12 protein-coding genes are annotated in these 12695 nt (G+C 61.9%); 1 reads left to right on the top strand and 11 read right to left on the bottom strand.

Annotated elements, in window-relative coordinates; translation table 11 throughout:
- Positions 1-126 precede the first annotated feature (126 nt).
- Positions 127-831, bottom strand: a complete 705-nt coding sequence (locus FGU65_RS09175) for an ABC-2 transporter permease (RefSeq protein WP_301664152.1) — start codon at positions 829-831, stop codon at positions 127-129.
- Positions 828-1757, bottom strand: a complete 930-nt coding sequence (locus FGU65_RS09170; protein WP_301664151.1) for an ABC transporter ATP-binding protein — start codon at positions 1755-1757, stop codon at positions 828-830. The genes FGU65_RS09175 and FGU65_RS09170 overlap by 4 nt, the downstream gene beginning before the upstream one ends.
- A gap of 171 nt (positions 1758-1928) precedes the next feature.
- On the opposite strand from FGU65_RS09170, the gene FGU65_RS09165 reads away from it, so the two are divergent.
- Entirely contained in the window at positions 1929-4193 is a 2265-nt protein-coding gene (locus tag FGU65_RS09165; protein ID WP_301664150.1) for a bifunctional alpha,alpha-trehalose-phosphate synthase (UDP-forming)/trehalose-phosphatase, read from the top strand.
- Here the strand turns inward: FGU65_RS09165 and sepS are convergent.
- From sepS to FGU65_RS09120, 9 genes are read right to left on the bottom strand one after another with little or no spacing between them, the layout of a single operon-like run.
- Positions 4171-5763: an O-phosphoserine--tRNA ligase gene (gene sepS / locus FGU65_RS09160; protein WP_301664149.1), complete on the bottom strand. Its 1593-nt coding sequence runs from the start codon at positions 5761-5763 to the stop codon at positions 4171-4173. The two genes, FGU65_RS09165 and sepS, sit on opposite strands and share 23 nt — an antisense overlap.
- Positions 5760-6653: a 4-demethylwyosine synthase TYW1 gene (gene twy1 / locus FGU65_RS09155; protein WP_301664148.1), complete on the bottom strand. Its 894-nt coding sequence runs from the start codon at positions 6651-6653 to the stop codon at positions 5760-5762. The genes sepS and twy1 overlap by 4 nt, the downstream gene beginning before the upstream one ends.
- A complete protein-coding gene (gene argS / locus FGU65_RS09150) occupies positions 6634-8298 on the bottom strand; it encodes an arginine--tRNA ligase (protein WP_301664147.1) in 1665 nt (554 codons plus the stop codon). The genes twy1 and argS overlap by 20 nt, the downstream gene beginning before the upstream one ends.
- Positions 8298-9569, bottom strand: coding sequence for a peptide chain release factor aRF-1 (gene prf1 / locus FGU65_RS09145; RefSeq protein WP_301664146.1), 1272 nt, complete (start codon positions 9567-9569; stop codon positions 8298-8300). The genes argS and prf1 overlap by 1 nt, the downstream gene beginning before the upstream one ends.
- A gap of 7 nt (positions 9570-9576) precedes the next feature.
- Positions 9577-10479 (bottom strand): alpha/beta hydrolase, encoded by a 903-nt coding sequence (locus tag FGU65_RS09140; RefSeq protein WP_301664145.1) that lies wholly within the window; start codon positions 10477-10479, stop codon positions 9577-9579.
- A 5-nt stretch (positions 10480-10484) separates the two neighbouring features.
- A complete protein-coding gene (locus tag FGU65_RS09135; RefSeq protein ID WP_301664144.1) occupies positions 10485-10988 on the bottom strand; it encodes an NUDIX hydrolase in 504 nt (167 codons plus the stop codon).
- The gene (gene queC, locus FGU65_RS09130; protein ID WP_301664143.1) at positions 10988-11653 is read right to left on the bottom strand and encodes a 7-cyano-7-deazaguanine synthase QueC; all 666 of its coding nucleotides are present in this window, start codon (positions 11651-11653) and stop codon (positions 10988-10990) included. The genes FGU65_RS09135 and queC overlap by 1 nt, the downstream gene beginning before the upstream one ends.
- Positions 11654-12262, bottom strand: a complete 609-nt coding sequence (locus FGU65_RS09125; protein ID WP_301664142.1) for a 7-carboxy-7-deazaguanine synthase QueE — start codon at positions 12260-12262, stop codon at positions 11654-11656.
- Positions 12249-12662: a 6-pyruvoyl trahydropterin synthase family protein gene (locus FGU65_RS09120; protein ID WP_301664141.1), complete on the bottom strand. Its 414-nt coding sequence runs from the start codon at positions 12660-12662 to the stop codon at positions 12249-12251. The genes FGU65_RS09125 and FGU65_RS09120 overlap by 14 nt, the downstream gene beginning before the upstream one ends.
- Between the last annotated feature and the right edge of the window lie 33 nt (positions 12663-12695).

Raw genomic sequence — 12695 nt, 5'->3', positions numbered from 1 at the left:
GTTATTTCAAACACTGAGTTAGAAATGTATAACACAATGTTATATAATTCTAACGCCTCCGTAGAGGGTGTCGAGACATGCAGCAATGCCGGGAGAGGAACCTGAAAAAGGAAGCGCAGGAAAACGTCAGGGTATCGTCCTGACGATCTTCTCTTTCGAGAGGAAGCCTGCCGCGAGATTCGTCACGCCGAGCAGTACGGCACCGGCGAGAACCGTCGCGCCGACCTGCACCCAGGTGACCGCGATGCCGGTCTCGAAGACCGCCTGCATCGAGAAGAGCAGGAAGAAGAGGCCGGCGAAGATGACGATGTTGAGGATCTGGTTCTCCCGCAGCCCGAAGAGAAACTGGATAAACCCGAGCAATCCTACCGCCGAGGCTATGAAGAGCGGCACGGCGACAACGAGGTGGACGATCACCGGCGGCGACGGGAGGAGGAGTGCTTCTGCCGGGATGTTCGCCACACCGACGAGCACACCGACGCCCGCAAGGGCGATCGCGTAGGCGGGCACGGCCACGCCGATCACCTTGCCGAGCCAGATCTCACGGAGCGAGAGGGGCGTTACGAGGAGCGTGGCGATGATCCCCTCCTGCTTCTCCCGCAGGAAGACCTGCCCGGAGAGGAGATACGCGACGAAGATGCCGATGACGAGCCCCATATAGAAGACGCCGGTGTCGAGGGTGCTCTCTGCCGCCTCGCTGCCGATCACGGCAACTGCCGGCCCCCCGAGTCCGCCGAACCAGACGGCGAAGAAGAGGGCGACGAGGACCGCGCTCTTCGTGCCGACCACCTGCCGCATCTCCTTCCGTGCGACGGTCACTGTACCCTTCATACCTCACCTCCCGACCGGTGCACGACATCGAGATACACATCCTCAAGGGAGCGGGTCACCCGCCGCGCCTCAATGAGGTCGACACCCGCGCGGACAAGTTCCCGCAGCATCCGGGGGGCGGCCGCCCCATCCAGCGAAACGGTCACGACATCGCCGTCCACCGAGCACGACCCCACACCCTCGACGCCCCGCACCAGGGTGCATGCACGCTCTGCCGCCGCCGGGTCTGCAAGCGTGAGTAGGTAGACCGGCGTCTGCTCCGAGGCCCGCAGATGTTCGACCGAGTCGTATGCCCGGATGCGGCCCTGCTGGAGGATGGCAACGTTCGTGCAGATCCGCTGCACCTCATCGAGGTTGTGCGAGTTCAAAAAGACCGTGCGGTTCTTCTCGCGAGAAAGATCGAGGATAAGGTCGCGGACCAGCCGTTGCGCCTCCGGGTCGAGGCCGCTCGTCGGTTCGTCCAGGAAAAGAATAGCGGGGTCGTGAATGATCGCCCGCGCAAGCCCCATCTTCCGCTGCATCCCGACCGAGAAGTTCCCGATAGGACTCTCTGCAAACTCCGTGAGATCGACGAGGTCGAGGAGGTCGCGGATCCGCGTGTCGGGGTCCGCTACCCGGTAGATATCTGCGTAGTAGCGCAGGTTGTCATAGGCGGAGAGGCGTCCGTAAAGTCCGTTGTTCTCAAGGAGAACCCCGACGGAACGCCGCAGGGCGTCATTCCTCCCGAGATCCGATCCCATGACCCTCGCCGTCCCTGCCGTCGGTTGCAAAAGGCCGAGAACTATCCGGATAGTTGTGGTCTTCCCGGCACCGTTCGGGCCAAGGAACCCGAATACCTCCCCCCCGGAAACCTGAAACGAGATATCCTCGATCACAGGACTTCCGTTGAACGATTTGGCCAGATTTTCAACAGCGATTACCGCCATAGATTGCAAAACTCCCGCACTCCGATCCGTTCCCCGAAGGAACGGTCATTGTCGTGGTATCATCGGAACGGATTGCCCATAAAACGATCCCCAAAAAGCCCATAAACTTAATTTTCTTTGAGACTATTCAGACACCAGGGACATTTCCGGAGGAGAGGTGATCGGGAGAATATGAATAGATTACTCATTGTGTCGAACAGACTGCCAATCAGCATCACAAAGCAGAAGGGCGAATATTCCTTCCAGCGCAGTGCAGGAGGGCTTGCAACCGGTGTCGGATCGTTCTACAAGTCGTACGAGAGCCTCTGGATCGGGTGGCCGGGGGTGAACGTGCGCAAGAATAACCAGAAAGAGAAGGACGAGATCTGTGAAGCGCTCAGCGCGGAGCAGTGCCATCCGGTCTTCCTCTCACCCTACGACATCAGGAACTACTACGACGGATTCTGCAACAACACCATCTGGCCGCTCTTCCACTACTTCAACCACTTCGCCGAATACGATAAGCATCACTGGAACGTCTACAAGAAGGTAAACGAGTCGTTCTGTGAAGCAGTCCTGGAGGTGGCTCGGCCAGACGACACCATCTGGGTGCACGACTACCATCTCATGCTCCTCCCGCAGATGCTCCGCGAAGAGCTCCCGGATGCCGCGATCGGGTTCTTCCTGCACATCCCCTTCCCGTCGTACGAGATCTTCCGGCTTCTTCCCTGGCGCAAAGAGATCCTGGAGGGGCTGCTCGGCTCCGACCTCGTCGGGTTCCACACCTACGACTATCTCCGCCACTTCCTCTCCAGCATCCGGCGGATCCTCGGGTATGAGCACACCCTCGGGGACGTCACCGTCGGCAACCGGACTGTGCGGGTGGATATGTTTCCTATGGGCATCGACTACCAACAGTTTGCCGAGGCCGCAGAGAGTCCTGCGGTGCAGGAGGAGATCCAAAAGGCGCGGGAACAGTATGGCGACCGCACGATCGTCCTCTCCTTCGACCGGCTGGACTACACCAAGGGCATTCCGCTCCGCCTGGAGGCGTTCGACACGCTCCTCGAGAAGAAGCCGGAGTATCAGGGGAACGTATCGCTCATCCTGGTCGCGGTACCGTCACGGACGGCCATCGAGCAGTACCAGGCGTTAAAGCAGCAGATCGATGAACTTGTCGGGCGGATCAACGGCAAGTACGGCACGACGGAGTGGCTGCCGGTCCGCTACTTCTACAACTACCTTCCGTTCGAGGTGCTCGTCGCCAACTACAAACTGGCGGATGTCGCCCTCGTCACCCCGTTGCGCGACGGGATGAACCTGATGGCCAAAGAGTTCGTGGCCACGAAGACCGAAGGGAAAGGCGTCCTGATCCTCTCGGAGATGGCAGGGGCGGCGCCGGAACTTGGCGAAGCCGTCATCGTCAACCCGAGCGATCGCGATGCGGTCATGGACGCCATCGAGACCGCAATGGCGATGTCCGAGGAGGAGCAGAGCGAGAGGAACCGGATCATGCAGAAACGGCTTCAGCGCTACGACATCACCCACTGGGCAGCAGATTTCATCAACCGCCTCGATGACGCCCGTCTCCTGCAGGAGAAGCGCTCGGAACGGATCCTGACCGCGGAGATGCGCCGCCGGCTCATTGCCGATTATGGAAGCAGTGCAAACCGCCTGATACTCCTCGACTACGACGGAACCCTCGTTCCGTTTGCGGCAAAACCCGAGAAAGCGACGCCCAGCAGTGCCGCCATGGACCAGCTCGCCCGGCTCGCGGCCGAACCGGAAAACGAGGTGGTCGTCATCAGCGGCCGCGACCGGCATACCCTGGAGTCATGGTTCAAAACCCTCGATCTCAGCTTCATCGCCGAGCACGGCGTCTGGATCAAAGAACGCGGGCAGGCGTGGATGATGCCCGAAGCGCTCTCGAGCGAGTGGAAAGAAGAGATCTTCCCGCTCCTCGAACTCTACGCGGACCGGACACCGGGGGCGTTCGTCGAGGAGAAGGAGTACTCCGTCGTCTGGCACTACCGCAAGGCCGACCCGGTCCTCGGCTCCCTCCGGGCAAAAGAGCTCAAAGACGACCTGCTCCACCTCACCGCCAACCTTAACATCGCCGTGATGGAGGGGAACAAGGTCATCGAGGTCAAAAACGCCATGATCAACAAAGGCCGGGCAGCGCTCCACTGGACGGCGAAGAAGCCGTGGGAGTTCATCATGGCGATCGGCGACGACCGGACCGACGAGGACCTCTTCGAGGTGCTCGGCGAGAGCGACTACTCTCTCAAAGTGGGGCAGACTGCATCGCGAGCCCGGTTCAACCTGCCGTCGCAGCGCGACGTCCTTCCACTGCTCCGGGAGTGCACAAACTGCGACGAGCAGCGTGAACGTGGAAAGGCACACAAGTCTGAGAAAAAAGAGAAAAAAGAGAGCGTTACGGGGTCTGCTCCCCTATAGTCGAGCGGACGGTCAGGAAGACCGGGCCGCGGACGTCGACCTTTTTGTTGGTATCCGTGATGTAGCGCATGGCGTAGTCATCGATCCTGAGATTGATGTCGCTCGGGAGCTTCGCCATCTTCGCCTGCACGTGCACAGGCTCCCCACAGCGTGCCGCCTCCTCGATGCGGACGGCGGCCAGGGCGGCGACGGCGTCGAGATAGGTGATGGCGGTAGATACCCCCTCGCTCCTCACCTGCGCCCATTTCTCAACGTCGGGGACACCGAGCACCGCACCGCCATGCACGAAGATCTCGTTGAAGCAGGCAGGGCCGCAGAGCTTCGTATTTGATTCGCTCTCCTCGACGAAGACCTCGACCTGCCGGCCGGCGATCTCGCCCTTCCATGCGGAGAACGTACACGGCCCGGGAGCAGCCGCGTTCTCTGCCGCCGTCTCCCGTATGGCCGTCGCCATCTGCTTCCCGACAAGTGTTGCGGGCTCCTCGCGGAGCCGGACAGCGCCGGCAATCTGCCGGTCCGTGAGCGCCTGCGGGAAGAACTGCGGGTAGGTGAGCTGGCGAACGTCGTCTGCCTGGTAGGCAATCATGGCGAGGCGTTCAACGCCGAGGCCGAGGTTCATCACCGGCACGCCGATGCCGTACTCCGCGAGGGCGGAGGGCGAGTACATCCCGAAGGTCGCGACCTCTACCCAGTCGTGCACCGGGTGGCGGGCGTAGACCTCGGTCTGGGAGTCGGGCATGTAGTACTTGGAGCGCTTCTCGTCCGGCGTGAACTTGAAGTCGGTAAACCCGAAGGCGGAGAGAAGGGCTTCTGAGACGGCCTTCCCCTCCTCGATCGTCACGTCCTCTCCGGCAACGACGCAGGAGGCGGAGTGATAGGTCATCAGGCGGGTCGGCCCCTCTTCCTGCTCGCGGCGGAAACACCGGTCGATCGAGAAGAGGCGGATCGGAAGCGGGCGTCTCTCCCAGGATGCCCCGAGCGAGAGGAACCACCCGCTTGTCATGTGGCTCCGGAGCGTGCTCCTTGAGGACTCGGGCGCAAGTTCGCGAAACTCCGGAAAGACCTCGTCCATGATATGCACAACTGTCGCGTCGTCGGCGTCGAGCACCACCGCGAGCTCGTGCGTCAGCTCGTCGCCGTCGATCGTCCCTTTCTTGTAGCCGTGCAGGGTCTCGCGGAGCGCCGTCTCGGTCTCTTCCGCGAGGCTCCGGTTCAGAATCCCCGCGATCTCGGCAAGCTGCTTTCGTGCAATCCCGACGTTCGGCCGGGGAAGTCCGCCGAGGTAAAAGACGCGGTCGAGGACGGCCATCGCCTCGGGCCCGAACTGCCGGTAGATATCCGACTCCTCAACGATCACGGGGTTGATCGCCTCGTCAAACCCCATCGAAAGATAGGTCGATCGCAGTTTCTGCACGATCTCGTAGATCGGGTGCGGCTGTGCCCGGGCATACGCACGGTGCGGATACCGGCCCGATATTCCCGGCGGCGTCAGCACCTGCGGCCCCTCGTGCCACGCTCGTTCAAAGTCCTCCTTCGCTCGTTTCCGATACTCTTCCACGTCAAATCTCATGCTATCCGCTCCAGGCAGGCGACCCGGCTGATCGGGCTCTCATCCTTGATCTCATAATCGCAGTGCTCCGCGATCGCTTCGGCAAACGCACGCACCTGATCGTGCTGCGGCATCTGATCGCGCTCGAGACGGTGTCTACTGTATCCCAGATGCATATAACCCTTTACTTCCACGAACGAGGCACCCGAGTCCTGTATCATGGCGGCATACCGCTCGGGCGCGAAGTCGTTCAGGCCGCGCACCACCGTAACCCGGATCGCGGAACGGCGACCGGAGAGGAGCACGAGGCTCTCCTGCAGGTTCTCCCAGTAGTCCTGCTGCGGCCGGCAGAGCCGGAGATAGGTCTCGCGGTCGGGCGCGTCCAGGGAGATGTACATCTGGTAGGGGCGGCACCGCCGGAGCACCTCCGGCCGTGTGCCGTTGCTGACCAGGAAGGTCGTATACCCGTCGTCGTTCAGCCCGTCAATCAGCTCCGGGAGGGGTGAGTAGCAGGTGGGTTCGCCCGAGAGGGAGATCGCCACCATCGTCGGCGCCAGCGCCTCGCGGAAGCGCTCGGCAGTGACATACTGCGAGACTTTGTAGCCGGAGAGTGCTTTCTTCTGCAGCCGCCGGAGGTTTGCGCGGATCTCTTCCGGCGGACACTCCTCCTCTTCCGTCACCTCGTGCTCGAACGAACGCCAGCAGAAGAGGCAGCGCTGGTTGCATCGCAGGGTCGGGGTCATCTGGACGCACCGGTGGCTTTCGATACCGTAGAACTGTGCTTTATAGCACATATCCCCGCCCTTGAGGGTGCGCTTGTTCCAGAGGCACGGCTTCACGGCGGCCGAGGAGCGGGAATTGAAAAACTGGTAGCCCTGTTTGCGCAGGGCGTCACATGCTTCGGAGTGCATCGATACCAAGGGTTTCAAGGGATTCTTGCAGGGTGTTCCTGACGGCGTCGACCAGGGTTAAGCGGCTGCTCCGGGTGACGTCCTCGCTCCTCAGCACCGGATCGTAGTGATAGAAGGCGTTGAAGAGGTCGGCGAGCTCCCGGGCGTAGGCAGCGAGAAGGTGCGGCCGCAGCTCCGCCACAACCTGCTCGACGACGACCGGGAACCGGGCGAGGTGCTTCGCGAGCGCTATCTCGTGCTCGGTCGAATACTCGAAGGCGGTCTCGAACTCCCCGGCCTTCTCGAGGATGCTGCAGGCGCGGGCGTGCGCGTACTGGATGTAGGGGCCGCTCTGCCGCTCGAAGTCCAGCGCTTCCTTCCAGTCGAAGACCGTGCTCTTCTCCGGGATGATCTTCACGATATCGTAGCGGATCGCCGCGATGGTGACCGACCGGGCGATGGCGGCCCGTTCTTCCCCGGGAAGCTCCGGGCGACGGCTCGTCACCTCGTCCATTGCTTTTGCCGTCACTTCGTCGATCAGTTCGTCGGCGGAGATGAACTTGCCCGCCCGGGTGCTCATGGAGCCCTCGGGCAGCGAGACGAACTCGAAGTAGACGATTTCCGGGGGGTTTTCGCCGATGAGCGGCAGGGTCGCGGAGAGCTGGGCACCGATCAGTTTATGGTCGGCGCCGAGAATATCGATCACCCGGTCGTAGTTCCGGCCCTTCCAGGTGTGGTAGGCGAGGTCGCGAGCGCTGTAGACCGAGGTGCCGTCGCTCCTGCGGAGGATGTACTTCTTCTCGATCCCGACCTCGGAGAGATCGATCCAGAACGTCTCGTCCTCGTGCGCCTGCGGCAGGCGCTTCATCCGATCGATGATCCGGTCGACGTCGCCGATCCGGATGAAGTCGCTCTCCCAGACGAACCGGTCGTGGCTGCCGTGCAGCTGCGCGAGCGTCTCCTTGATACCTTCCGCACAGAGGCTGACGGCGGCGCGGAACTTTTGGACGGTCTCGGCGTCGCCGCGCTCCACGAGCTGCATACGCCGGTCGATCTCCGTGACGGTTCCGGGGTCTTTCTCCATAGCCCGGTTGGCTGCGACGTAGACGCGTGCGACGTAGTGATCCGCCTTCTCGCCCTCATTCCGCTCGATCCCGAGGGTGTCGAACCCCCAGGAGACAATGGCGATCTGCCGGCCCATGTCGTTCAGGTAGTACTGTACTTCGAGGGGATACCCCGCTTTGCGGAAGGCGCGGGCGAGGGTGTCGCCGATGATGGTGTTCCTGATATGCCCGACATGCAGGGGGCCGTTCGGGTTGGCGCTGGTGTGCTCGAGCACCACCCGCTCCGGGCGGCGGGGTAGTTTCCCGTACCCGGGTTCGATTGCTCGCTGCACGCTTGCGCGGAGGTACGCATCCCCGAAGTGGAAGTTAAGATACGGCCCTGTCGCCTCCACCCGGATATCACCGAGATCGGGCAGGGCGGCGATCTCTGCTGCGAGATCCGCCGCGATCTGCTGGGGCGCTTTCTTTCGCTGTTTGGCCAGTTTGAATGCCACGGTCGAGGCGAGGTCGGCGTGGTCTCCTCCGCCCGTCAGCAGCACATCCTCTTCACCCGTGCATGCCTGCAGCATGCGTTCAACCTGACGGTATTTCTCCCGAAACATCAGTATCCTGTCCTGTAGCGTAGTATTGCCGCAATGCCCCCGAACGCGTTGTAGAGCACTGCTCCTTCTTCAAAGTCGTCGGAGATGATCTCGACGTCGGTGCTGCTCTGGTCTGCAAGCTGTGTCAGCTCGTCGATGATATCCGATTCTTCCGCGATGTAAAGCGGGGCCGTGTCCTTCGGGCAGTTTCCGAGATCGATGTCCCGGAGCGACTTGCCCGGCTCGAGGCGAACCGTTCGCTCCTCGGTATGCCCGCAGGTCTGGCAGGCGACCTTCAGCCGCGCCTGCCGGAGTTTGTCGGAGAGGAGGAGCGTGTCCACCGCACCGATCTCCAGGTTCTTGCGGACGCTCTCCTCGCCGTAGGTCGCGTTTCCGTTGTCCTTGACGAGCTCCTGGAGGAACCGGTTCATGTAGGTCTTCTCCTTGACGACCTCCATCCCCTTCAGGGCGTCCTGCGCGTTGTCCACGAGTTCGGCAAGGCCGCTTTCGTTGGTGTAGGCGACGTCGAAGAGCCCGACGATCCGTTTCTGGAGTTCGTGGTGGAGGTATCCGCCATCGGCGAACTCCTCTTTGGTGGGTGTCGGGCCGCCGATCAGCACGCCCTTGAACCGCTCGAAGAAGTCCTTCTCGGCAAGGAAGATCTCGCTCGCCCGCTCGCCGACCTTTTTGTAGTACTCGTTGATGGCAATCAACCGCAGGCGCTGGAAACGGACGCTGGACTGACCACCTTTCCGCTGCTTGCCGGGGACCGTCGAGGTGACGCCGCTGATGGGTTCGATCCGGTTGCCCCGCAGAAAGCCGATGTAGGATTCCCGCCGGTCGATGACGATCAGCCCGTAGACGACCTTCTCCTCGAGCATCTGCTGCAGCGGTTCGAGCTCGAAGTTCGAGCTGCACCGGTACATATAGAGGTTCAGCGGATCGGGAGGTTCAACGATCTCGCACTGGAGATCTGTCCGATCGCCGCCGGTGTTTATCGTCCCGCAGAAGACGGCCATCCCGTTCTCGGGCGGGCGGTTGAAGTATTTCAGCCGTGAGAGGATCGAGGAGATGGCACTCTGGACGTTGGTTCTGGTCTGTTTGCTCTTGATGTTGGCGCATTGCCCGAACTCATCGCGGAGCTGGGCGGTTACGTCGTGTATCTGTTTGTCGGGGGGGATGTAGATGGTGATCAGCTCGGTACCGCTCCCTTCCTTCTCACTGAGCCTTTCGAGCATCTTTTTGAATTCATAGCGCTTTCGCGCCGTATCCATCTCTTGCGATTCGGCCATTGAATATTCACCAGGATTTCAAGCTACCATATGTTTCGTTCACAGGTGCATAAAACTGCGCACTTTCGGCGATCACGGAATCATCCACTTCGCTGCAGATGCCGTGCGTCCCGTTGAAGGCGATACATTCCTTCGGCTCTCCGGCATGATCGAAGAGCGCCTGCCCATCCGCATACGGGATGATCGGGTCACCTTCGGCATGGAAGATCGTGACCGATCGCGGCGTTATTCTCGCGACACAGGCGTCCGGGTCGATGCTCAGCAGGAACCGGCGGGCGTCGCCCGTGTACCCGTCGCCGGCGCGCCCGAACCCCGAGGTGGAGATACCGATATACCCGGCAAAACCGGGATCGGTTGCTGCGGCGACGGCTGCATACCGGCCGCCGTTGGAGGAGCCCATCGCGACGACCGGCACGCCGGTCCGCCCGGCGAGCACCTGCCGGGCACCGGAGAGATCGGCGACGATCCGGTAGTACTGCGGCCACTCCCCGCCGGCGAACCGGTGGTAGTCCATGTCGAGGTTGAAGGGCTCACCCGGCGTCTCCCCGCCGTTCCCGCGAATGTCCACCACCAGGAAGGCGATTCCTGCTTCGGCGTAGCGGACGGCACGTTCCCGGTGGGCTTCTGCGGGAACGCCGGCCCCGGGGGCAAAGACAATTGCCATGCCCGGTCGGTCAGGCTCTGCGAGGAGGGCGTGGACGTCCGTGCCGTTACCGTTCCTGAAGATAACGCTGCTGACGGTGACGCACCCCTGCTCTTCGAGGACGGTCACGGCCGCATCCGGCGGTGGTGCCGCGAGGGTGAGATGTCCGTCCTCGTCAACGGCATACGAGGACTCCTCCGGTGCGGGCGTGCCGAGACACCCTGCCGCGAACAGCAGCATGATGACAAGCAGGAGCGGCCGGAGCAATCTGATCACCGGAGGCAGCGGCAGACCAGGCAGATCGTCTTGGCGTCGACGATCTCTCCGTCGTCGATCATCCGGCGGATCTCGGCGATCGGCACCTTTACGACCTCGATCACCTCGTCCTCGTCCATCTGATGCTCGTCGGAAGGGGCGAGGTCGCGGGCTTCATAAAGGTGGATTGTCTCGTCGGTGTATCCCGGCGAGGGGTAGATGTATCCCTTCGGGATGAGCGTCGCCGCCTTCATCCCGATCTCCTCGACGAGCTCGCGGTGAGCGGTCTCGTCCGGCGCCTCGCCCTCGTCGATCGTCCCGGCCGGCACCTCATAGATCGTGGCGTCGATGGCGAATCGGTACTGCCGGATCAGGTAACAATCGTCGCCCTCGATGGGGAGCATCGCGACCGCTCCCCCGGGATGAATGACCACCCGCTCCCGTGTGCTTCCGTCCGGGAGCGTGACCGTCTTCTTCTCGACAATGAGGCGTTTGCCGCGGTAAATCTCAGTCACGAGCATCACTCCGCATACTCGATGGGGTCGGTGAGCCCGAGCTCGGTGAAGGCCGAACGGCGGTAGTGGCAGGAGTCGCAGACGCCGCAGGCGATATCATTTCTCTGGTAGCACGACCAGGTGTGCTCATAGGGAACACCGAGTTCAAACCCTTTCCTGAGAATCTCGGCCTTCGTCATATGCACGAACGGGGTCTGCAACCGGATATGGGCTTCCGGCGACGTCCCGATATCGACCGCACGCTGGAACGCCTCGATGAACTCGGGGCGGCAGTCGGGGTAGCCGGAGTAGTCCCCGACCTGGACACCGATGAAGATCGCCTCGGCACCCCGCGCCTCGGCGAGGCTCGTCGCGATCGCGAGGAGGTTGCCGTTCCGGAAGGGGACGTAGGTGTTCGGCATTCCCTCCCGCCCCTCCTCGTACTCCTCGACCGCGATGCTCTGATCGGTCAGGCTCGAGGCGCCGATCTTCGTGAAATGTTCGAGGCTTATCTCGACGAACTCCACGGCATCGAGGCGGCGGGCGATCTCCTGCGCACATTGCCGCTCCTTCGCTTCGGTCCGCTGTCCGTAGGTGAAGTGCAGGGCGACGATCTCGTAGCCCGAATCTTTTGCGAGGTATGCGAGCGTGGCGGAGTCCATGCCGCCGGAAAGGAGACATACTGCTTGCATTCATTTCACTCCGATGATCCTGTGCAGCTGCAGCTGGAACCTCACCGGGAGGTTCTGGTCGACGATGTAGCGGGCGATCGCGAGGTAGTCCGACCCTGCAACCGGTGAGATGAAGATCTCGCCGCGGATGTCGTAGTGGGCGATGACCGCCTGCGCGTAGCGGCAGTCGGCGACATCCGCCACAACGAACTTGACGCAGTCGCGGGGGGTGATATGCCGGAGCAGGTCGAGGTCGCTCTGCTCCCCAGAGGAGGGGCACTTGACGTCCATGCAGATTGAGGCATACTCCTGCATATCCGTGAAGGCGATGGTGCCGTTCGTCTCTATCTCGACGTTGTAGCCGTGGACGGCGAACTTCTGCAGAAGTTCGAGAAGGGCCTGCTGCTGCAGGAGCGGCTCGCCCCCGGTGATGCAGATACGCGTGCCGTGGAGGCGCCAGACGATGTCGAGCACCTCGCCGGCGCTCATCTCTTCGCCGCCCTCCCAGGCGTAGGCGGTATCGCACCAGCTGCACCGCAGGTTGCACCCGGCGAACCGGATGAAGATGCAGGGCGCCCCCTGGTTCTTCCCCTCCCCCTGCAGGCTCTTGAAGATCTCAACGATTCTCATAGACACGCTCGGCATAGCAGCTCGTCGACTCCCAGATGCGGATCTTTGCCACCCGCGCATCGAGGCCCTGTTGCGAGGCTTCGGCATCGATCATATCTGCAATCGTATCGGCGAGCCGCTCGCTCGTCGGGTCGCCGCGGGTGGTGACAACCGGATGGAACGCTTCGAGGCACGGCACCATCGGGTCCTCCTCGTTCAGGATCACCTGGTGGTCGAATGCGGAGACGACGTTCTTGATCGCGTTGTAGTCGATGACGATCCCGGTGCGCTCATCGGCCGTCCCGTCGACCCAGACCTGAACGCGCCACTGATGACCGTGCAGCCGGAAACACTTCCCTGTATAGTGCATCAGGCGGTGGCTTGCTTCAAAAAAAACTTCTTTGTATATCCGGGTTTTCATCACTGAAGGTTACTCGCCAGGATATAATATTAT

This window comes from Methanoculleus frigidifontis (genome assembly GCF_030464345.1).
Lineage (GTDB): Archaea > Halobacteriota > Methanomicrobia > Methanomicrobiales > Methanoculleaceae > Methanoculleus_A > Methanoculleus_A frigidifontis.
Note: the sequence above shows the minus strand (reverse complement) of the source record. Positions and strands in the feature narration are given on the sequence as shown.